Consider the following 19,834-nt stretch of genomic DNA (forward strand, 5'->3'; position numbering starts at 1 on the left):
AGAGGGGAAAGTTAATGGATTTACCCGCAAAAAAACCTGTAGAAAGCCTCTTCGGCTCAAAACAATTCGGCTGGGGAGAGCGTACCTACATAATGGGTATAGTCAATGTCACCGCTGACTCATTTTCAGGTGACGGACTGGGTGCTAACCCCGAAGCCGCTCTGGAACAGGCCCGCCGTTTTGCTCTGGAAGGGGCAGATATACTGGATATAGGCGGTGAAAGCACCCGCCCGGGCAGCCAGCCGGTAAACACCCGGGAAGAACTGGACAGGGTCATACCGGCGGTTAGGCTTATTTCCCGAAATCTGGATATACCCGTAAGCGTAGATACCTACCGGCGAGAAGTGGCGGAAGAAGCCCTGAAAGCCGGCGCCTGCATAATAAATGATGTCTGGGGGTTAAAAAAAGACCCTTCCCTTTTTGAGCTGGCAGCCAAAAGGCCTGCCGGCTGGGTGATAACCTCCAACCAGCGGGAAAACCCGGCGGAAGATATAATGGCGGCAGTCACCAGCGAACTGAGGGAAACTGCCCTGAGGCTGCTTGGCTTGGGTGTACCCGCCCGAAATATTATTATTGACCCCGGAGTGGGGTTCGGCAAAACCCTGGAGCAAAATCTGGAAATTGTCCGCCGTTTGTCAGAACTGAAAACCCTAAATCTGCCTATACTGCTGGGCACTTCCCGCAAATCCCTTATCGGGCAGGTGCTGGACACCCCGCCGGGCGAAAGGCTGGAAGGGACGGCCGCCACGGTTGCCCTGGGGATAGGGGGCGGGGCGGATATTGTAAGGGTGCATGATGTAGCCTATATGAAACGGGTCTGCCGGATGAGTGATGCTGTTGTAAGGGGTAAAATATGGAAATAATCTACCTGGGGCTGGGGTCAAACACGGGTGAGCGTGAACAGAACCTGAAAGATGCCCAGAGCCGCCTTTCAGAGAAAATCAGTATTAGCGGCCTTTCTACAATTTATGAAACCAAGCCGCTTAACTGCCCGGCTCAACCCGACTTTTTAAATATGGTGCTGGAAGCCCGCACCGAACTTTCACCCCAAGACCTGCTTGCGTTTACCCAAAAGGTAGAGCAGGATATGGGACGAAGCCCAAGCAGCCATAACCAGCCCCGCATAATAGATATTGATATCCTGCTGTACGGACAGAAGCGCTTGAATACACCCGCCCTGACTATACCTCACCCCGGCCTGACTGAAAGGGCTTTTGTAATGCTGCCTCTTGTGGAACTGGCAGCTGATTTTATCTATCCGGGCAGCCGCTTAAGTTTGTCAGAGCTGCTTGAAGAACTGCCGCCCGGCCAGTCTATCCGCCCGTTTTCCCGCCTGCCGCAAAGCGGCGAAGATACAGCGGAAGATGACGAGGAGGACGAGTAATGTACTACCTGAGTGTAAAAAAACATTTTGAAGCCGCCCATTTCCTGCGGGGATATAAAGGCAAGTGCGAAAACCTGCACGGCCACCGCTATGAAGTAGCCCTGAAGGTAAGGGCAAATGAACTGGACGAATGCGGCATGGGGGCTGATTTCAAAGTGCTAAAAACCAGCCTGGGTGAGGTTTTGCAAAGCTACGACCATACCTGCCTGAATGACTTGACACCCTTTGACAACCAAAACCCCTCCGCCGAAAACATATCCAGAGACATATATGACAAGCTGAAACCGGTTATCAGCCGGATGGGGGTGGAGCTGCGGGGGGTGGAGGTCTGGGAATCACCGGACAGCTCTGTGCTCTACCAGCCTGACTAACCACACCCTTGACTAAAGGTCTGGACAAGACCGTTTTCACGCACGCCAAAGGGCTGAAAAGTCAAGGGCTTATTGTAGAATAAGTTACTATATGCTATCATTTTGACTAGAAAACGAGGCGAAATGACCACGGAAAAAGATAAGGCACTGGAACTCACTGTCGGCATAATAGAAAAGCGTTTTGGCAAGGGTTCAATAATGAAACTAAGTGACCCTACCTTCAGGCAGACAGTTGAGTTCATTCCTACAAGTTCACTGGCACTTGATATTGCTTTGGGCGTTGGCGGGATTCCCAGAGGCCGGATATCTGAAATATTCGGTCCGGAAGGCTCCGGCAAGACGACTCTGGCCCAACATATTATTGCCCAGGCCCAAAAAATGGGTGAAAAAGCCGCCTACATAGACGTGGAGCATGCCCTTGATCCCAAATACGCTTCAACCTGCGGGGTTAATCTGGATGAGCTTTTAATATCTCAGCCGGATACCGGTGAAGAAGCGCTTGGTATTGCCGAAGAGCTGGTGAGAAGCACCGCCATTGGTGTCATAGTGATTGACAGCGTAGCGGCGCTGGTGCCCAAAGCCGAAATAGAAGGCGACATGGGTGACTCACATGTAGGTCTGCAGGCCAGGCTTATGTCCCAGGCACTGCGTAAACTGACTGCTTCCATCGGGCAAACCAGAACGGCCGTAATCTTTATTAACCAGTTGAGAGAAAAAGTGGGTGTTATGTTCGGCAATCCCGAAGTCACCCCCGGCGGCCGGGCGCTTAAGTTCTACAGTTCGGTGCGTATAGATCTAAGGCGCATAGAAACCATCAAGCAAGGTACCGTAGCAATTGGTACACGGGTACGGGCCAAAGTGGTAAAAAACAAGGTTGCTCCCCCTTTCAGGACAGCCGAATTTGATATCATGTTTGACTCAGGTATCAGCCGCGAGGGCAACCTTATTGATTTAGGCGTAACCAGTGAAGTTATAAGGAAAGCAGGGGCTTTCTTTTCCTATGGGGACATTCGCCTGGGGCAAGGCAGAGAGAGCGCCAAAAACTATCTGGCGGCAAATCCAGATCTGGCGCAGGAAATTGAAGAAAAAATACGTGCCTCAGCGGTCACCCTTTGCAGTATTGGTGATGGCGATTAATCCCTGGCTTTAAGTAAAAAGACATCTTTTTATATTGGGGCTGAGGCAGACTGTGTCTCGGCTTTGTCTTTTTTTTGGGGGATTAAATGCCAAGTATAACGGCAATAAGAAAAACCCGAGGTGCTAACCAGAGGTGCAAGATATCTCTGGACAACAAGGATTTCTTCAACCTGTCTTATAGCGTATGTGAGAGGGAAGGCCTGAAAATAGGCCAGGAATTGAGCCCCAGCCAGATTGAAACCTTAAAGCTCATTGATGACTGCCAAAGCTGTTACGAAGCTGCTTTGGGGTATCTGTCCTATCGCCCCCGCAGCCAGTCTGAGCTGGCCCAGAAACTGGTTAAGCGGGGATTTTGCAGCCGGGATATTGACTCCATACTGGCCAAGCTGAAGGAGCAGGGGCTGGTAGATGACCAGGCTTTTGCCCAGTTCTGGCATGAAAACCGCCAGTCATTCCGTCCCCGCAGCCGCAGCCTGACTTCACAGGAACTCAAGAAAAAGGGTATATCTAATGAGATAATTGAAAACGTGGTAAACACTGTTGATGACGTGGACAGTGCTTACCGGGCAGCCCTGACCAAGGCAAAAAACCTGCCCAAAGATAATTACCACCTGTTCCGCCAGCGCCTCAGCCAGTATTTGCTGCGCCGCGGATTCGGCTACGAGGTAATTAACCGTACCGTTTCCCGCCTGTGGGATGAATGCGGAAACGGTAACACAGACGAATTGTAAGTCTTACATAGTTACGGCTCTCTGATACCCCCGTTGAAGAGAGCTTCTAAAAGAAAGGGGTTTATATATATATGTTGGAATTCTTTATGGAGACAGCGCCGACAACAACTACCGGCCTGCCTTTATCTGCCATTCTGGCCATCTTTTTCAGTTTTATTATAGGTATTGTCTTCGGCGGTATGGCCCTGTTTGTATTCAGGGGCTTTATTATGAACCGCCAGCTCCGTATCGCCCAGCGCAAAGCAACCAAAATGCTGGCGGACTCCAAAGTGGAAGCTAAAGATGTGCTGGTGGAAGCCAAGCGCGAAGCTGACAAGGCCCGCAATTCCGCCGAAGCTGAACTTAAAGAACGCCGTTCTGAACTGGCCAAGCAGGAAAACCGGGTTATGCAGAAGACCGAAGCCCTGGACCGCAAGCTTGAAAACCTGGAACAGCGGGAACAGTCCTTAACCAACCGGGAAAAAAGTATTGATGAAACACAGTCCCAGATTGAAGAAATACGGACAGCCGAACTGAAGCGTCTGGAAGAAGTGGCCAGCATGACCACTGAACAGGCCAAGTCAAGTTTGCTTGAGATGCTGGAAGGCGAAATGCAGCAGGAAACCTCCCGCCGATTGCGTGAGTGGGAGATAAAAATCAAGGCTGAAGCGGATGAAAAAGCCCGGGAGATTGTTTCCCAGGCTATCCAGCGCTGTGCCTCTGACGTAGTTACCGAAACCACTACCAATGTCGTACCCCTGCCCAGCGATGAAATGAAGGGCAGGCTGATTGGCCGCGAAGGCCGCAATATACGGGCGCTGGAACAGGCAACCGGAGTAGACCTTATTATAGATGACACCCCGGAGGCAGTTACTATCTCCAGTTTTGACCCGGTACGGCGGGAAATTGCCAGACAGGCACTTTCCAAACTTATTATTGACGGGCGTATCCACCCGGCCCGCATTGAAGAAGTGGTAGCAAAAGCCAAAGAGGAAGTGGAAGCCGCCATGATAGCTTCCGGCGAACAGGCCGCCTATCAGGCAGGCGTTCACGGACTGCGGCCTGAAATCATAAAGGTAATGGGGCGGCTGAAATACCGCACCAGTTACGGCCAGAACGTGCTTCAGCACAGTATAGAGGTAGCCCAGATGTCCGGCATGATAGGCAGCGAGCTGGGGGTAAATGTTACCCTTGCCAGACGGGCCGGCTTCCTGCATGACATAGGCAAAGCGGTTGACCGTGACGTGGAAGGCACCCATACCCAGATAGGCGCAGACATGGTCAAGCAGTGGGAAAAATCACCCGAAGTTATCAAGGGTGTGGCTGAACACCACTTTGACACCCCCACCGTTTCCATCTGGGGTTTTATCGTATCTGCCGCAGATGCCATTTCTTCGGCCAGACCCGGTGCCCGCCGCGAATCACTGGAAAACTACATCAAACGCCTCAAGGCTCTTGAAGAGATTGCCGACAGCTTCAAAGGGGTTGAAAAATCCTTTGCCATACAGGCAGGGCGCGAAGTGCGCATCATGGTCAAACCTGAGGAGATTGATGACCTGGGTGCTATGCGGCTGGCCAGAGATATAGTCAAGAAGATTGAAGACGGGCTGGAGTACCCCGGACAGATTAAGGTTACTGTTATCCGGGAAACCCGGTCTGTAGACTTTGCCAAGTAGGGCAGGTAGTAATGAAGATACTGGTAATCGGTGATGTCATCGGCAAGCCGGGGCGGGATGCCCTGCGGGATATCTTGCCGGGACTGAAACAGGAATACAAGATAGATTTTACCATTGTAAACGGAGAAAATACGGCCGGGGGGATTGGCATAACCCCGGCCACTGCCCAGGACCTGATTTCGGCCGGGGCAGACGTAATCACCACCGGCAACCACGTCTGGAAGCACCGTGACATAGCCACGGTGATGGACGAGGAGAGCCTGCCGGTTATCCGCCCTTTAAACTACCCTCCGGGCGTACCCGGACAGGGTTATGTCCTTAAAGACAAGGTTTTAGTGGTAAACCTGATGGGGCGTACCTTTATGTACGATATAGACTGCCCCTTCCGCAGTATTGATGCCCTGCTGTGCAAACTGAATTTCAAACCGGCTGCCATTATTGTGGATTTCCATGCCGAAGCCACCTCTGAAAAAATGGCGCTGGGTTTCTATCTGGACGGGAGGGTAAGTGCCGTTCTTGGCACCCATACCCATGTGGCCACCTGTGATACCCGTTTGCTGCCCAAAAACACCGCCTATGTCAGTGATATAGGCATGGTAGGGCCTATTGATTCCATAATAGGGGACGAACCGGATGCGGTTATCCAGCGTTTCCTGACCGGCATACCCGGCCGCCTGAGTGTAGCCCAGGGCAGGGTCATGCTGAATGCCGTGGTAGTCACCGTAAATACCAAAACCGGACTGGCCACAGGTATAGAACGCATTTACAGGGAGATAAGCTAAACATGTCTTCCAAAGTAGATTTGCATATCCACACCACCGTTTCAGACGGTGTCCACTCACCAGAGAATATTGTTGCCAAAGCCGCCAAAGTCAATATGGAGTATATTGCCATATGTGACCATGACAATCTGGGCGGGGTTGGCATTGCCATAGAAGCCACCCGTAGGTACCCCAAACTAAGGGTCATACCCGGCGTGGAGATAAGCACCGACTACAGCGGCGGGGATGTCCATATTCTGGGGTATTTTGTAGATTACCAAGACCCGGTTCTGAATGATACCCTGACCGAAATGCGCCGCTCCAGAGTGGAACGCGCCCGTGATATGGTCATAAAGCTTAACGGGCTGGGTATGGAAATAAGCTGGCAGAGGGTTTCGGAAATTGCCGGTGAAGGTACAGTGGGACGGCCGCATATTGCCACCGCCATGCTTGAAAAAGGCTATATCCAGAACATGGGCGAGGCTTTTGACAAGTACATAGGGCGGGGAGGGCCTGCCTATGTGGAGCGGATAAAAATGAACCCCGAAGAAGCGGTCCGGCTGGTACTTTCCTGCGGGGGCATACCGGTCATGGCTCACCCCCTGACCATAATGGACCATGAGCCTATGGTGGAACGGCTGGTTCAGGCCGGGCTGATGGGCCTTGAATGCCACTACGGGGGGTTTAACCCCCAGCAGATAGACGGGCTGGTAAAGCTGGCTGGCAAACACCACCTGCTCACTACCGGCGGCAGCGATTATCACGGTCTGGACGAACTTACCGAAACACCCATCGGCGGGGCGGAAGTACCCTTGCAGGATGCCAAAAAGCTGATTGCCAAAGCCCGCCAAATAAAGGCCAAAGGGCTGGCGGAGGATATGGAATGAGCCTGGTATTTATAATCATGGCCATAGCCGGTTATCTGGTAGGGGCTATCCCCATGGCCTACCTGCTTTCCCGCTGGCGCAGGGGCATAGATATACGCCGTTACGGCAGCGGCAATGTGGGGGCTTCCAATGTTGTTAAAACCGCCGGCAAGAGGCTGGGGCTGGCTGTTTTTATTTTTGATGTTTCAAAAGGGGCTGTGATGATACTCCTGTCCGGCGCTTTGGGACTGGCGCTCTGGCAGCAAATAGTAGTCGGTTTGTTTACTATTGCCGGGCATAACTGGCCGGTCTTTCTCCGCTTTAACGGGGGGAGGGGTATTGCCACCTCACTGGGAGTGGCTCTGGTAATGGCACCCGTTCCGGCTTTGATAGCTTTGGGAACAGCCATCGCCTTTGGTCTCTTCAAAAAAATGGCTCCGGGGGTGTTTCTGGGGGTGGCCGCACTGCCGTTTATGTCAGGCTATTTTCACGGGTTTTTTGGCATCCGGGAATACCAGACTATTAGCTGGGGCTTTATAGGAATTTTTCTAATCATGGTTACCCGCCGCCTGATGGCACCTGACAATGAATATGCCCATACCGTTTCCAAAGCCGAGCTGATATTTAACCGCATGTTTCTTGACCGGGATATAAGAAGCCGCTCCGTCTGGATAAACCGGAATTCTGCCCCCGCTGAGGAAAGCCCGAATATTTTATAATCCTGTTTTGCCTAAGCAAAGAATATTTCCGCAGGCAACTGCCCGGTCTATCAGTTAAAGCCGCAGATAGTTTTCAGCACGCACCCCTGACACACAGGCTTGACCCTGCAATGCTCTTTGGCATGCCTGACTACTAGGGCATGGTATTCGTTAAAAACCGCGGCATCAGCCGCCAGATTTGCCGTAAAAAGCCTTTGAAGACGGTCATAACCCGCATCCCTCTCCGCCAGACCCAAACGGCTGAAAATTCTGCGGGTATAAGCATCTATAACAAAAACGGGTTTTCCGCAGGCATATAAAAGTATGGAATCTGCCGTTTCCTCACCTATGCCCCATACCCCCAGAAGTTCCTGGCGGAGTGCGTCAGTCTCCGCCGGCAGCAGTTTATCAGCCTGTCCGTTATAACCAGCTACAAGCCAGGCAGCTAAAGCCTTTAGTTTACGGGTTTTGACATTGAAGTAGCCTGAGGGACGGATAGCTTCGGCCAGAGTATCCTCATCGGTCTTCATTATAGCTTCCGGTGAGAGCAGACCAGCCTCTTTTAATCTTGCAATGGCTTTTTCTACATTTGTCCAGGCGGCACTCTGGGTAAGCACCGCACCTGTCATCATCTCAAAGCGGCTTTCAGCCGGCCACCAGTGCTGAGGGCCGTATTTATCTAAAAGACACTGGTATATGTCACTGAGTTTTTGGCTTAAATTTTGCTGAGCCAAGGTGCTGTTATCGCCTCTTTATCAGAGTCATAATCTATTATAAAAGGCTTGATATCCAGTACCGGCGTACCGTTTATGGCATCCAGCCCTTTTACTTTAAGCACATTGCCTTTGTGCTCAAGCAGCCTGACCAGCGTCTTGGCGATGGGATTAGGGCGGAAGGGAGAGCGGCTGGCAAAAACCCCTATTTTACCGAACTCCTTTTGACCTCTGGGATAGACCAGGAGCGCCAGGCCTTCGGACTGGGACTGATGGAAAGACCAGATAATATTCAGGTGGGAAAACTCTTCTATACGCTCAAGTCCCTCAGCCAGTTCCGGATTTATATGTATTTCGGAGACCACATCTGCCCATTTAAAATTATGGTCAGGTTTGGCGGCAATATCATTTACCACAGTGCCGATGGATTTCATTTGTATATTCATCTTACCCTCCAAATAAAAAAGGGGATTTAAATCCCCTTTTTAAAGTCCGGCTTTTTAGTCATTCATAAGCGGTGTCAGAGTAAGCAGGCGGCGGCTTATCTCCGGATATTTGGCAATAAAGATAAGCTCGTCTTCCACCAGAGGTTTATGGGCCTCTACGTTGGCATAACGTACCAGTTCCAGTATCTTGTTGGCTTCATCTTTATCTTCAGGCAGTTCCACCGACATATTGCCCATAACGTGGCGGAAGCCTGAAATGCCGCTGTACTGGCCGGCACAGATTTCACGCCCGGTTTCAACCATCAGGGCTTCACCCCGTCCCAGTTCCTCATAGCCATAAAGCTCGTAGTTCTGGGAGTCTTTGATAACGCCGTCTGCGTGTATGCCGGAGGCATGGGCAAAACAGTTGCGTCCCACCCCAGGCTGGTTAATGGGTATTTCCACATCAAACGCATATGAGGCAAAGCGGGCTATCTTCCAGGCCTTGGAAAGGTCTATCTCATGGCCCAGCTGATATTTTTCACCAAAACCCTTGGATTTAAGAACAGCCAGCAGGAAAGCTACCAGGTCGGCATTGCCCGCCCGTTCGCCAATGCCGTTTATGGTGGTATTTACATACACGTCCTGACCGCCGTCAACCACGCCCTTAGCACCGGCCAGAGAGTTGCCGATAGCCATACCTAAATCACCGTGGCAGTGAATCTCTATAGGCATTCCCACTTTTTCTGACAGAGTACGGGCAGTTTCATATATGGTAAAAGGGTTGTCATAACCCAGAGTGTCACAATAACGCAGGCGGGTAGCACCTGCTTCTTTGGCAGCCTTGCCGAACTCAAGCAAGTTTACAATTGAGGTGCGGGAGGCATCTTCGGCATTTACCCCCACTGTCTCAGCCCCTTTGGCATAAGCGGCATTGACAGCCACAGTCATATCATCAATTATATCGGTAAAGACCTTGCGCCCCTGAAACTTGCCGTTTATCATCTGTTCCGAAGTGGATATGGACAAATTGAGGTGTCTCAGGCCGGGTGCCCGGCGGAAAGCCAGGTCTACATCAGCCACAAGAGCCCGTATCCAGCCTTCCAGACGCAGATTCTTGATAACGCCCATTTTGGCCAGCTCAAGGTTAGCTTCAATATAACCGCGCTCATGTTTAGTGGTGGGAAAGCCGAACTCAGACTGAAAAACACCCATTTCGTCCAGATACATATTTATCAGGGTCTTTTCCAGCTTAGAAAGGCCGAGGCGCGCTGTTTGGACACCGTCTCTGTTGGTTACATCAACTATGAAAATTTTTCCCACGTGATTATACCCCCTGTAATAGATGCGCTAAATATAATATTTTATCATAGCCTGCTTTAGCCCACAAACCCTTGCGGTTTCTTTCTCTGTTTTAACATCCAAAAACCCTTTGACTTGGGGGCTTTTTACGTTTAAAATCATAAACAGACAAGGAGCTGGCATGGATAATTTATGGGCACCCTGGCGGGCAAAATACATAGAAAAGGCAGTCAAAAACGAAGATAGCGGCTGTATATTCTGCACTTTTCCGGCCGCAAGCGAAGACCAGAAAAACCTGATACTTTTCCGCGGCCAATACAACTTTGTTATCTTAAATGCTTTTCCTTACAATGCCGGGCACCTTATGGTTGTACCCTTCCGCCATACTTCCGCTTTGGAGGAGCTTCCCGAAGAAGAACGCAACGAGCATTACCGTCTGGTCTGCCGGGCGGTTGCCGTACTTAAAAATGAATACAAACCTGAAGGCTTTAATATAGGTATGAATCTGGGACGGGTGGGCGGTGCCGGTATAGACAAACACATCCACACCCATATTGTGCCCCGCTGGAACGGGGATACCAACTTCATGCCGGTTATAGGCCAGACCAAGGTTCAGAACGAAGCCCCGGCAGATACCTACCGCCGCCTTAAGCCCTGCTTCCAGTCCGTTTAAATAAGCCCGTTTTTGTCTTTGCCAGCCTTTCAGAAACTTTATTTGCAAAACCCGCCTGCAGGGTCTTGCCTTTTAGTAATACTTGTTATACTATTCATACTAGTAGGATATGTATTATTATCCCCAGATATTTAAACGGGAGGCAGTGGAATGAACCCACAACAGATGGAGATTTTTTACGGTTCGGGTTCGGTGGGAGCTAAGGGGCAGATAGTCATACCGGTAAAATTCCGCAAAATATTCAATATTCACCCCGGAGACCAGGTGATTTTCATGGGAAACCCCCAGCAGAATGCTTTTGCGGTCATGAGGGCTGACCAGCTGTCTGCCATGCAGAGCCAGCTGGACCAGGCAAGAGCCCAGATACAAAGAGCCAATGCCGAACTGGCAAACGAAACAAAGAAGGAGACTAAAACCAAATGATACTTACCAATACCGAAGATGTAGCCGGACACAAGATTATAAAAAACCTGGGGCTGGTAAAAGGAAATACTATCCGGGCTAAACACATAGGCAAGGATATTCTGGCCGGATTAAGGAGCATTGTGGGTGGTGAAATTGAGGAATATACCCAGATGCTGGACGAAGCCCGGAATGAAGCCATACGGCGCATGGAAGCCGAAGCCAAGGAAAAGGGGGCTAACGCTATTATTTGTGTCCGCTTTTCAACCTCGGCGGTTATGCAAAATGCTTCCGAAGTAATGGCCTACGGCACAGCCGTAATAGTGGAATAAAAGGCAGGAAAATAAAATGGATATTAACTGGGCACTTATTGCCCCTCTGATTGTCCTCCAGCTGATACTGCTTATTATAGCAGTGGTGGATTTAGTCAAACGCCCCAAAGTCCGCTGGGACAACAAGTGGGTCTGGGCGGTAATAATCGTATTTGTAAACATTATAGGCCCGATAATCTACCTGACTCTGGGCCGGGAGGAAGACTAAACCTTGGATGCCATACTCTGCCAAAAGCTGACCAAAAAATTCGGTGATTTTACCACCCTGGACGGGCTGGACCTGGCGGTTGAAAAAAACCGGGTTTTCGGGTTTTTAGGCCCGAACGGGGCAGGCAAGACTACTGCCGTCCGGATGCTGACCGGCCTTTCCCAGCCCACCTCAGGCAAGGCTTACGTATCCGGCGAGGAGGTAACACCCCGAAACCTGTCACTCCGATCCAAGATTGGCTTTCTGCCGGACGTACCTGCCTTTTACGGCTGGATGACAGGACGTGAATTTATGCTTTTTTCTGGCGAACTCCACAAATTAGCTCCCAAAGATAATAATCTGCGGGCAGACGAACTGCTGGAGCTGGTAGACCTGAAAGAGGCCGGTAAACGCCGGGTGGGCGGGTACTCGCGGGGCATGAAACAGCGGCTGGGTATTGCCCAGGCCCTGGTAAACAAACCCGAAGTGCTATTTATGGACGAACCCACCTCTGCCCTTGACCCTATGGGGCGGAGAGATGTGCTGAACCTTATTGAGCGCCTAAGCGGGGATACCACTGTTTTCATGTCCACCCATATACTTTCAGACGTGGAAAGGGTATGTGACCGGGTAGCTATTATAAGCGAAGGCAAACTGATAACATCGGCCAGCGTGGAGGAGCTTAAACGCAAATACTCCACTTCGGCCTTTGAGATACAGTTTGAGGAAGAACCCACCCCCATTCTGACCCAGCTTCTGAAAATGCCTTATGTCAAAACAGCCGAGGTCCGAACCGAAGGTGACCTGAAGGTGGTGTATGTTCAGGCCAGTGACCTTGCCAAAGCCAAAACTGAAATACCCGGCATAATTGCCCAAAGCGGGCTGACCCTGACCCATTATGAACTTACCACCCCCAGTATTGAAGATGTATTTATCCAGCTTGTAGGGAATGGTGCGAAGGCATGAGCGGACTGATACCTTTATTTAAAAAAGAACTGAAGGAGCAGTGGAAAACCTATAAGACACTTATAGTAGCCATTGCCTTTGCCTTCTTCGGCATATCCACCCCGCTCATTCTGGCCTACCTGCCCCAGATTATTGAGATGAGCGGGCAGGGGGGCGACATACCGGTGGTAATGCCTGACCCCACCCCCCTTATGTCTATGCAGGAATTCGGTCAGACCATGCTGCAGGTAGGGGTGCTTATCTGCATTCTGATTGCCATGGGTGCAATTTCCGGGGAACGGGATAAGGGTACGGCCATGCTGACTCTGTCCAAACCGGTCAGCCGGGGGGCATTTGTAATGTCCAAGTATCTGGCTCTGGGACTGCTGGTGCTGGTTTCCATGCTGCTGGGCGCCGGGCTGTGTTACTGGTACACCGTTATGCTGATAGGCGACTTTTCATTTATGCCTTTTCTGGGCAGCACCCTGCTGATGAGCCTGTTTTTGCTTTTGTGTCTGGCAGTTACCCTGTTTTTCTCCAGCTTCTTTAAAAGCTCTCTGGCGGCCGGAGGCACTGCTCTGGTAATTCTGATAGCCCAGGGTCTGGCAACCCAGCTGCCCTGGATAGGTCAATTTCTGCCCGGCAACCTTTCCAGCTGGTCTACCCGGCTGCTCTCAGCAAGCAGCGACCCGGCCTGGGGGGCATTGGCGGTAAGCATAGCCATTATTGGTCTTTGTCTGTATTTTGCCCGTATCAGGCTGGAGAGAAAAGAGTTATAATAGGAGAGAAAATGTGAAGGAAGGTTGAAGGAGATGCCTGAGAAAGAGCTGAACCCTGAACCCGATAATTCCAGAGAACCCCATGATGAAGACTTTGAACCTCTAGACAAAAATAACGAGTTTTCCAAAGAAAACTCTGAACCCGCAGATGAATATGAAGAACCTCCGCTGGAACCTGAAACCCCGGCGGAGGTTTCCCAATCAGAGAAAATACCGGGCTACTACTTTTACCGCCGTAAACAAGCTAAGACCAAACTAAAAGGCAGGCACTCCAAAATGCCTGCCTGGTTTAACATAAGCCTGGCGGTACTGATTGTACTGGGCGTAATCTTCGGCAGCTGGGGGCTGACAGCCGGGCATTTCCCGCCTTGGGGTATAGCGGTTGATGTCTCCATTTCCCCGTCCGGTGGGGGAACAGTAAACCTAAGCCCGGATAAATCTTCTTACAGCCGCGGCTCAAGTATTAACCTGAATGCGGTGGCGGCTGCCGGTTACCGTTTTGACCACTGGAGCGGAGACTTAAGCGGTACTAACCCAGCCGTAAGCCTCAGCCTGAACTCATCTAAGAATATAGTAGCCAATTTTGTAAGGCAGTTTCAGCTTAACATAAGCACCTCACCCCAGGCAGGGGGCAGTCTAAGCACAGTCAGCGGCAGCTTTGATGCCGGGTCTGTCATAGAGCTAAGCGCTAATCCTATGCAGGGTTACCGTTTTGACCACTGGAGCGGAGATTTAAGCGGTACTGACCCCTCCATCAGCTTTATAATGGATGCCAACAAGACTATTGTGGCTAATTTCGTACCCCTGCTGCTGCTTGCGGTTAATATCTCACCGAATGCCGCCGGTATTGTCACCCCGGAAGGGGACTATTTTGACTACGGGGCCAGCATAACCCTGACAGCCCAGGCCGCCCCCGGCTACCAGTTTATAGGCTGGACAGGAGACCTGACTACTAATCTGACTACTATAAACATTACGATGGATAAAAATTACACCTTAACCGCCAACTTTGCACCGGTTATCCAGACCACTTCTTTAGTACTGCCTAACCGTATCGGCGAATCTACCTGGATAAGCTGGAGCAAGGAGCTTCTGAAAGACCAGTACATAGTCATCAATTCCAGCCTGACCGGTGCCTTTAACCTGTCGGATTCAAGCCACCTCTGGCGGGTAGAAGTATTCGGTCCGGACGGAGAACATATTGAAAACTGGTTCGGCGACTACTGGCTGACCCCGGAACATATTTTTGCTTTTACCGCCCAGGTAAGCGGTACCTATATGCTGAAAATATCCCACTACAGTTCATTTATAAAAGACCTAAATATGTCATTCAGTCCCGGGGGCTGGGTGATAAGCGGTTATTCCTGGAGCTAACGCAAAGACCTGTAACTGCTAAACTCAGACCGGTATAGAGGCAAGACCTATGCCGGTCTTTGCGTTAACACATATAGCCTAAGGAGAGAAAGATGAAAGCCAGTCAGGGAAGTATAGGCAGAGTATTTATAATACGGCTGGAAGACGGCGATAAAGTACCGTCCTGCCTGGAAGATTTTGCCCGCACCCAGCATATAAGCCATGCCCAGGTGGTGCTTATCGGGGGAATTGAGGGAGGACAGGTGGTGGTAGGACCGCGCCAAAGCCGTGAGTACCCGCCTGAGCCGGTGCTGATACCCCTTGACGGAGCCCATGAAGTGGCCGGGGTAGGTATAATAACGCCTGATGAAAGCGGTAACCCCAAGCTGCATATCCACGCAGCTCTTGGGCGAATGGGTAAAACAACCACCGGCTGCCTGAGGCCGGGGGTAAACACCTGGATTGTGGGTGAGGCGGTTATGTATGAAATACTGGGGGCAAAGGCCATCCGCCGCTTTGATGAAAAAACCCAGTTCAGCCTGCTCCAACCAGAATAACCCTTTTTCAGGTTTAAGGCTGATAACACTACGGGGAAGCAATTAAGTTTGCTTTGAAGGATACTGCATCAAAACTGCCGTTTGGGAATGCCAAACAGCAGTCTAATGATAATCTGACGCCCTCTTTTAAAACTTAAACAGAGGAGGTACCAAATCAGGACTACTCACCGCTGGAATCAGGCAGGTTTACCGGGGCTTTATACGAGTCTTCTATCCGTTTCATATCCTGCCCGCAGCAGACCAGCGTTCCGCCGCCTACCTTAATAACACGTACAATATTGCCGCATATGTCACACTTGTAGGTTTCACCCAGCTGTTTTACACCCATTCCCGGAAGCCTCCGTTTCGTTAAGAATACAGCTAGTCTTTTTTGACAGGTTTAATAATTATTTCTTCTTCGTATTCTTCGGGTTCGCGGATAAGTTTGAAACCCAGCAGAAACAGCCCCATAAAAAGCAGCCCGCCCACAATAAAGAGCGGCCAGTAAATTATACCCGCCAGCATAATGAAGAAACACACCAGAAGAACAATAGTATAAGCTATAACATGGGTACGAAAGTATTCCAGCATATCTGTAACCTCCCGCCAAAGGACTGTAGATATATATTATACCAGTCCGCTTAAGAAACATAGCCGGAAAACAGACAATATTTAACTGCCAGAGTGAAAATAAAAACAGCCGGAGAAAAAATTGGTACCCCCAAGGGGATTCGAACCCCTGTTGACGGCGTGAAAGGCCGCTGTCCTGGGCCTCTAGACGATGGGGGCACACAGGGTAATCAGTATAGCAAAACTAAGGGTAGCTGGCAAACTGAAGCTAGGGCAGGGCAGCTATAGCTTTGAGGCCGGTATCTTCAGATAGTCCCAGCATAATATTCATATTCTGTACAGCCTGTCCTGCCGCACCTTTTACCAGATTATCTATACAGCTTATGACTATCAGCCGTTCATTCAGGGCATCTACCACCGGGTAAATAAAGCACATATTGGTACCGCGGGTATAACGGGTGTGGGGCGGCTCGGCGGTTATCTTTACAAAAGGCTCGTCTTTGTAAAAACGGCGGTAAATCTCTTTGACTTCTTCGTCTGTAACCGGCTGTTTCAAGCGGGCATAGGCACTGGAAAGTATACCCCGGCTCATGGGTACCAGATGGGGGCAGAAAGTAACCCGAGGTATTACTCCCCCGCCAACCAGAGAAAGCTCCTGCACTATTTCCGGCTGGTGGCGGTGAGTGCCAATGGAATAAGCGCAAACATCTTCGCTGGCTTCACAAAATATATTTTTAGCAGTAGGTGTCCGCCCTGAACCGGAAAGCCCGGACTTGGCATCTACAATGGCATTTGGCTCTATCAGGTCCATTTTAAAAGCCGGGGCCAGCCCGAGTATGGCAGAGGTGGGGTAACAGCCCGGGTTTGCCACCAGACGGGCACTGGCAATATCCTTGCGCTTAAGTTCAGGCAGACCATACACCGCTTCGGCAAGAAGCTCCGGACAGGGATGCTCAAACCCGTACCATGCCTGATACAGTGGAGGGTCTTTCAGGCGGAAATCAGCGCTGATATCTATAACCCGCATACCCTTTGAGAGCAAATCAGGTACCAGTGACGCCCCTTCCTTGTGGGGCAAGGCCATAAAGGCAATATCCACTTCCCCTTCCAGACTTTCAGTAATAGGTAAATCAAGGCTGTGCAGGTAAGGAAATGCATCCGAAAGCTTTTTCCCGGCCAGACTCCGCCCGGTTACCGAACAAAGCTCCACCGAGGGGTGGCTTGCCAAAATACGGGCAAGCTCCAGCCCGGCATAACCGGTTACGTTTATAATACCTGCTTTATATTTTTTCATCTGCTTTTCCCATTAAAAGATGCTAAAAGTATAGCACATCCGGCCGCAGCCGAAGCTACTCCGGTTTACCCATATTCCGCAGGCTGTTTAAAATGTACTGGATTTCAATGGTGGTCATGCCGAAGCGGTGCATGGCGTGGCGTGAAAGTTCCAGACCCACCTCAAACTCAGGCTGGACTACCTCGCTGACACCCATTTTTTTCAGCTTTTCGGCCTGGATGTCACTGGAAACTCTGGCTACTATATCCAGCCGGTCGTTTATCTTGCGGGCATTTTTAACCACCTGTTCGGTATCCGCAAAACCGGGCATGGCGCATATAAGCAGGCGGGCTTTATCCAGGCGGGCAAACCTGAGTATTTCGGGATTAGCGGCATCACCGTAGATAGCGGGGGCTTTCTGGCGGCGGAGTTCGGCTATGGTCTGGGGGTCTAAATCTATAACCAGAAAGGGGAAATTGCGGCGGTTCATCACCCGGGTCAGAGTCTTGGCAACACCCCCCTGCGAACAGATAACCGCATGGTTGGAAATATCCAAATCCATAAACTCCGCCTGGCCGGAGGTACGCAAACTGACCAGCTTGCTGGCCAGCGGCCACTGGCTGACCTTTCGGTAAGCCGCACCGCTGAAACTTAAGGCAAAAGGGGTGATTATCATGGTAATAACGGCACTGCTGATGGTAATGGCATAAATACTGTCTGAAATAACTGATGATGCCAGACCCACCCCGGCCAGTACAAAGCTGAATTCACCTATCTGCATCAGGCCGATACCGGTAGTAAAAGAGGTCTGGAAGGTATAGCCGAACAGCCAGGGGACTGCCCCGGCCACCAGACTTTTGATAACCAGCAAAAATACCACTACCAGCAGAACCAGACCTATATTTTCCACTGCAAAGTTAAGGTTTGCCAGCATACCCAGAGAAACAAAGAACAAAGCCCCGAAAATATCCCTAAGGGGGATTATATCTGCCAGTGCCTGCTTGGCATACATAGACTGCCCGATAAGAAGCCCGGCTATAAAAGCCCCAACCGCCGGTGAAAGCCCCAGCGCAGTTGCCCCCAGGGCCGCCCCCAGGGACAGGGTGATAACAGACAGCAGAAAAAGCTCGTGCGAATGGGAAGCCACTCTCCCCAGCAGACGGGGGAAAACCCAAAATCCCAAACCAAACATGGCCAGAATAAAGGCCGCCGCTTTAGCAAAGGCAACACCTATGGTCAGGCCGATGTCCCCGCCTTCACCCCCCAAAGCCGGCAAGATAATCATCAGGGGAATAAGGCAGATATCCTGCACCAGCAGGATGCCCAGCATCACCCGCCCGTGAGGGGCTTCGGCTTCACCCTTGTCCATAAGTATTTTAAGGACTATCAGGGTAGAGGAAAGAGAGACCATAAACCCGAAGAAGATAGAGGCGTTTATATCCCAGCCAAGGCCTCTGCCCAGCAAAAACCCGAACCCGGCGGTAACCACTATCTGGATAAGGCCGCCCAGCACCGCCACCTTTCCCACCCGCTTAAGCTCATCCAGCGAAAAGTCCAGGCCAAGGGTAAAAAGGAGCAGAATAACGCCGACTGTAGCCATGGATTCAATAACACCCGGAGACTGAACCAGACCAAAACCGTTTGGCCCTATGGCTATTCCCGCCCCCAGATAACCCAAAAGGAGCGGCAGTCTGAAGCGGCGTGCCAGTAAACCGGCCAGAACGGCCGATACAAGCACAATGATTAAGTCCAGCCCGAAGCTGGAGCCTAATTCTTCCAATGCCCTCTCCTTATGCGGGGGAAAATCGGGGATGTCATATTCTAACATATAGACCCGTACTTTCTACACAGGCTTTTGTAACTAACACCCCAAGATAGCCAAAATATTTTCTGAATTGGCATTTGGCTAAATAATGTCTATACTAAGTGTCTGATATGAGCTACACCGAAGAAACCAACAGCATCACTTTTCTAGGTACAGGCGGGGCCAGATTTATGGTCAGCCGCCAGATACTGGCTTCGGGCGGAATCTGGCTGAACCTTGACGGCAAACGGTTCCTGATTGACCCCGGCCCAGGCAGTATTGTGCAGGTATGCCGTCTGGGCTTAAACCCGGAAAACCTGAGCGCTATCCTTTTGTCCCACCGCCATCTGGACCACTCCGGTGATGTAAACGTAATGATAGAGGCCATGACCCAGGGCGGCTTTAACAAAAACGGCCATTTTCTGGCCCCTGAAGATGCCCTGGATAACGAACCGGTTATATACTCGTATCTAAGGCCGTTTCTGAATGACCTGACTGTGCTTGAGGAAGAACACGAATACAATCTGGACGGGATAAAGGTTTTCACTACCCGGCGTCATCAGCACCCGGTGGAAACCTACGGGTTTATATTTGAATCTTGCGGAAAGCGCATAGGCTACGTAAGTGATACCCGCTACTTTGAAGATATGCCCCAGATTTATGCCGGCTGTGACGTACTGATAATAAATGTTGTTCTTAGGGAATCTATAGAACGCATTTATCATTTGAGCATAGCGGATGCTGCCAAACTTATCAGCGGGGCTAAACCCAAAACAGCCATACTTACCCACTTCGGACTGCAGCTTTTCCGGGCAGACCCGGCCAGGATGGCAGCCAAAGTTGAAACCGAAACCGGCATACCTGTCATAGCCGCCGCAGATGATTTGCTGTTTAAGCTGGAATAAAAGCAAACCATATTTTAACGGACTTGTCCCAG

Annotated in this window: 25 protein-coding genes and 1 tRNA gene; 18 read left to right on the forward strand and 8 right to left on the reverse strand. The window is 50.8% G+C overall.

Annotated elements, in window-relative coordinates:
* Positions 1-14 precede the first annotated feature (14 nt).
* From folP to DET_RS08230, 9 genes are all read left to right on the forward strand, one after another.
* Positions 15-863, forward strand: coding sequence for a dihydropteroate synthase (gene folP, locus DET_RS08190; protein WP_010937274.1), 849 nt, complete (start codon positions 15-17; stop codon positions 861-863).
* The gene (gene folK, locus DET_RS08195) at positions 854-1,384 is read left to right on the forward strand and encodes a 2-amino-4-hydroxy-6-hydroxymethyldihydropteridine diphosphokinase (RefSeq protein WP_010937275.1); all 531 of its coding nucleotides are present in this window, start codon (positions 854-856) and stop codon (positions 1,382-1,384) included. Before folP ends, folK begins: the two co-directional genes overlap by 10 nt.
* Positions 1,384-1,755, forward strand: a complete 372-nt coding sequence (gene queD, locus DET_RS08200; protein ID WP_010937276.1) for a 6-carboxytetrahydropterin synthase QueD — start codon at positions 1,384-1,386, stop codon at positions 1,753-1,755. The genes folK and queD overlap by 1 nt, the downstream gene beginning before the upstream one ends.
* Before the next feature lie 123 nt (positions 1,756-1,878).
* Positions 1,879-2,892 (forward strand): recombinase RecA, encoded by a 1,014-nt coding sequence (gene recA, locus DET_RS08205; RefSeq protein ID WP_010937277.1) that lies wholly within the window; start codon positions 1,879-1,881, stop codon positions 2,890-2,892.
* A gap of 86 nt (positions 2,893-2,978) precedes the next feature.
* Positions 2,979-3,623: a regulatory protein RecX gene (locus tag DET_RS08210; protein WP_010937278.1), complete on the forward strand. Its 645-nt coding sequence runs from the start codon at positions 2,979-2,981 to the stop codon at positions 3,621-3,623.
* A gap of 71 nt (positions 3,624-3,694) precedes the next feature.
* Complete coding sequence (gene rny / locus DET_RS08215) at positions 3,695-5,278, forward strand: ribonuclease Y (protein ID WP_010937279.1); 1,584 nt, start codon at positions 3,695-3,697, stop codon at positions 5,276-5,278.
* A gap of 11 nt (positions 5,279-5,289) precedes the next feature.
* Positions 5,290-6,060 carry a TIGR00282 family metallophosphoesterase gene (locus DET_RS08220; protein WP_010937280.1) on the forward strand — a complete coding sequence of 257 codons (771 nt, stop codon included), beginning with the start codon at positions 5,290-5,292 and terminating at the stop codon, positions 6,058-6,060.
* Positions 6,061-6,062: 2 nt separating this feature from the next.
* Entirely contained in the window at positions 6,063-6,926 is an 864-nt protein-coding gene (locus DET_RS08225; RefSeq protein WP_010937281.1) for a PHP domain-containing protein, read from the forward strand.
* On the forward strand, positions 6,923-7,624 hold the full coding sequence (locus DET_RS08230; RefSeq protein WP_010937282.1) for a glycerol-3-phosphate acyltransferase: 702 nt from the start codon (positions 6,923-6,925) through the stop codon (positions 7,622-7,624). Before DET_RS08225 ends, DET_RS08230 begins: the two co-directional genes overlap by 4 nt.
* Positions 7,625-7,674: 50 nt before the next feature.
* Here DET_RS08230 and DET_RS08235 read toward each other — a convergent pair whose 3' ends face one another.
* From DET_RS08235 to DET_RS08245, 3 genes are read right to left on the reverse strand one after another with little or no spacing between them, the layout of a single operon-like run.
* Complete coding sequence (locus DET_RS08235; RefSeq protein ID WP_010937283.1) at positions 7,675-8,337, reverse strand: endonuclease III domain-containing protein; 663 nt, start codon at positions 8,335-8,337, stop codon at positions 7,675-7,677.
* A complete protein-coding gene (gene tsaA, locus DET_RS08240) occupies positions 8,319-8,762 on the reverse strand; it encodes a tRNA (N6-threonylcarbamoyladenosine(37)-N6)-methyltransferase TrmO (protein WP_010937284.1) in 444 nt (147 codons plus the stop codon). The genes DET_RS08235 and tsaA overlap by 19 nt, the downstream gene beginning before the upstream one ends.
* Positions 8,763-8,816: 54 nt before the next feature.
* Positions 8,817-10,064, reverse strand: coding sequence for a homocitrate synthase/isopropylmalate synthase family protein (locus DET_RS08245; protein WP_010937285.1), 1,248 nt, complete (start codon positions 10,062-10,064; stop codon positions 8,817-8,819).
* Positions 10,065-10,224: 160 nt separating this feature from the next.
* Between DET_RS08245 and DET_RS08250 the strand changes: the two genes are divergently transcribed.
* The 8 genes from DET_RS08250 to DET_RS08285 all read left to right on the forward strand — a co-directional run bounded on the left by DET_RS08250 (position 10,225) and on the right by DET_RS08285 (position 15,271).
* On the forward strand, positions 10,225-10,716 hold the full coding sequence (locus DET_RS08250) for an HIT family protein (protein WP_010937286.1): 492 nt from the start codon (positions 10,225-10,227) through the stop codon (positions 10,714-10,716).
* Between the two features lie 150 nt (positions 10,717-10,866).
* A complete protein-coding gene (locus tag DET_RS08255; protein WP_010937287.1) occupies positions 10,867-11,139 on the forward strand; it encodes an AbrB/MazE/SpoVT family DNA-binding domain-containing protein in 273 nt (90 codons plus the stop codon).
* Positions 11,136-11,450: a YbjQ family protein gene (locus tag DET_RS08260; RefSeq protein ID WP_010937288.1), complete on the forward strand. Its 315-nt coding sequence runs from the start codon at positions 11,136-11,138 to the stop codon at positions 11,448-11,450. Before DET_RS08255 ends, DET_RS08260 begins: the two co-directional genes overlap by 4 nt.
* A 16-nt stretch (positions 11,451-11,466) precedes the next feature.
* Positions 11,467-11,658, forward strand: coding sequence for a PLD nuclease N-terminal domain-containing protein (locus DET_RS08265; RefSeq protein WP_010937289.1), 192 nt, complete (start codon positions 11,467-11,469; stop codon positions 11,656-11,658).
* Positions 11,659-11,661: 3 nt separating this feature from the next.
* Positions 11,662-12,603 (forward strand): ABC transporter ATP-binding protein, encoded by a 942-nt coding sequence (locus DET_RS08270; RefSeq protein ID WP_010937290.1) that lies wholly within the window; start codon positions 11,662-11,664, stop codon positions 12,601-12,603.
* Entirely contained in the window at positions 12,600-13,361 is a 762-nt protein-coding gene (locus DET_RS08275) for an ABC transporter permease (RefSeq protein WP_010937291.1), read from the forward strand. The genes DET_RS08270 and DET_RS08275 overlap by 4 nt, the downstream gene beginning before the upstream one ends.
* Before the next feature lie 33 nt (positions 13,362-13,394).
* On the forward strand, positions 13,395-14,735 hold the full coding sequence (locus tag DET_RS08280; protein ID WP_010937292.1) for an InlB B-repeat-containing protein: 1,341 nt from the start codon (positions 13,395-13,397) through the stop codon (positions 14,733-14,735).
* 92 nt (positions 14,736-14,827) lie between these two features.
* Positions 14,828-15,271 (forward strand): PPC domain-containing DNA-binding protein, encoded by a 444-nt coding sequence (locus DET_RS08285; RefSeq protein ID WP_010937293.1) that lies wholly within the window; start codon positions 14,828-14,830, stop codon positions 15,269-15,271.
* 160 nt (positions 15,272-15,431) lie between these two features.
* Here DET_RS08285 and DET_RS08290 read toward each other — a convergent pair whose 3' ends face one another.
* The 5 genes from DET_RS08290 to DET_RS08310 form a co-directional block, all read right to left on the reverse strand.
* Entirely contained in the window at positions 15,432-15,599 is a 168-nt protein-coding gene (locus DET_RS08290; RefSeq protein WP_010937294.1) for a desulfoferrodoxin FeS4 iron-binding domain-containing protein, read from the reverse strand.
* Between the two features lie 32 nt (positions 15,600-15,631).
* Positions 15,632-15,841: a hypothetical protein gene (locus DET_RS08295; protein ID WP_010937295.1), complete on the reverse strand. Its 210-nt coding sequence runs from the start codon at positions 15,839-15,841 to the stop codon at positions 15,632-15,634.
* 122 nt (positions 15,842-15,963) lie between these two features.
* A tRNA-Glu gene (locus DET_RS08300) sits at positions 15,964-16,039 on the reverse strand.
* 49 nt (positions 16,040-16,088) lie between these two features.
* Positions 16,089-17,114 carry an N-acetyl-gamma-glutamyl-phosphate reductase gene (gene argC, locus DET_RS08305; RefSeq protein ID WP_010937296.1) on the reverse strand — a complete coding sequence of 342 codons (1,026 nt, stop codon included), beginning with the start codon at positions 17,112-17,114 and terminating at the stop codon, positions 16,089-16,091.
* Between the two features lie 55 nt (positions 17,115-17,169).
* On the reverse strand, positions 17,170-18,873 hold the full coding sequence (locus tag DET_RS08310; protein ID WP_010937297.1) for a cation:proton antiporter: 1,704 nt from the start codon (positions 18,871-18,873) through the stop codon (positions 17,170-17,172).
* Positions 18,874-19,028: 155 nt separating this feature from the next.
* Here DET_RS08310 and DET_RS08315 point away from each other — a divergent pair, with 155 nt between their 5' ends.
* A complete protein-coding gene (locus DET_RS08315; protein ID WP_010937298.1) occupies positions 19,029-19,802 on the forward strand; it encodes an MBL fold metallo-hydrolase in 774 nt (257 codons plus the stop codon).
* Positions 19,803-19,834 lie beyond the last annotated feature (32 nt).

The sequence above is a fragment of the Dehalococcoides mccartyi 195 genome, from assembly GCF_000011905.1.
GTDB classification, from domain to species: domain Bacteria; phylum Chloroflexota; class Dehalococcoidia; order Dehalococcoidales; family Dehalococcoidaceae; genus Dehalococcoides; species Dehalococcoides mccartyi.

Coding starts and splice junctions, on each gene's coding strand:
- folP (WP_010937274.1), top strand. CDS start 15: ATGGATTTACCCGCAAAAAAACCTGTAGAAAGCCTCTTCGGCTCAAAA.
- folK (WP_010937275.1), top strand. CDS start 854: ATGGAAATAATCTACCTGGGGCTGGGGTCAAACACGGGTGAGCGTGAA.
- queD (WP_010937276.1), top strand. CDS start 1,384: ATGTACTACCTGAGTGTAAAAAAACATTTTGAAGCCGCCCATTTCCTG.
- recA (WP_010937277.1), top strand. CDS start 1,879: ATGACCACGGAAAAAGATAAGGCACTGGAACTCACTGTCGGCATAATA.
- DET_RS08210 (WP_010937278.1), top strand. CDS start 2,979: ATGCCAAGTATAACGGCAATAAGAAAAACCCGAGGTGCTAACCAGAGG.
- rny (WP_010937279.1), top strand. CDS start 3,695: ATGTTGGAATTCTTTATGGAGACAGCGCCGACAACAACTACCGGCCTG.
- DET_RS08220 (WP_010937280.1), top strand. CDS start 5,290: ATGAAGATACTGGTAATCGGTGATGTCATCGGCAAGCCGGGGCGGGAT.
- DET_RS08225 (WP_010937281.1), top strand. CDS start 6,063: ATGTCTTCCAAAGTAGATTTGCATATCCACACCACCGTTTCAGACGGT.
- DET_RS08230 (WP_010937282.1), top strand. CDS start 6,923: ATGAGCCTGGTATTTATAATCATGGCCATAGCCGGTTATCTGGTAGGG.
- tsaA (WP_010937284.1), bottom strand. CDS start 8,762: ATGAATATACAAATGAAATCCATCGGCACTGTGGTAAATGATATTGCC.
- DET_RS08250 (WP_010937286.1), top strand. CDS start 10,225: ATGGATAATTTATGGGCACCCTGGCGGGCAAAATACATAGAAAAGGCA.
- DET_RS08255 (WP_010937287.1), top strand. CDS start 10,867: ATGAACCCACAACAGATGGAGATTTTTTACGGTTCGGGTTCGGTGGGA.
- DET_RS08260 (WP_010937288.1), top strand. CDS start 11,136: ATGATACTTACCAATACCGAAGATGTAGCCGGACACAAGATTATAAAA.
- DET_RS08265 (WP_010937289.1), top strand. CDS start 11,467: ATGGATATTAACTGGGCACTTATTGCCCCTCTGATTGTCCTCCAGCTG.
- DET_RS08275 (WP_010937291.1), top strand. CDS start 12,600: ATGAGCGGACTGATACCTTTATTTAAAAAAGAACTGAAGGAGCAGTGG.
- DET_RS08280 (WP_010937292.1), top strand. CDS start 13,395: ATGCCTGAGAAAGAGCTGAACCCTGAACCCGATAATTCCAGAGAACCC.
- DET_RS08285 (WP_010937293.1), top strand. CDS start 14,828: ATGAAAGCCAGTCAGGGAAGTATAGGCAGAGTATTTATAATACGGCTG.
- DET_RS08290 (WP_010937294.1), bottom strand. CDS start 15,599: ATGGGTGTAAAACAGCTGGGTGAAACCTACAAGTGTGACATATGCGGC.
- DET_RS08295 (WP_010937295.1), bottom strand. CDS start 15,841: ATGCTGGAATACTTTCGTACCCATGTTATAGCTTATACTATTGTTCTT.
- argC (WP_010937296.1), bottom strand. CDS start 17,114: ATGAAAAAATATAAAGCAGGTATTATAAACGTAACCGGTTATGCCGGG.
- DET_RS08315 (WP_010937298.1), top strand. CDS start 19,029: ATGAGCTACACCGAAGAAACCAACAGCATCACTTTTCTAGGTACAGGC.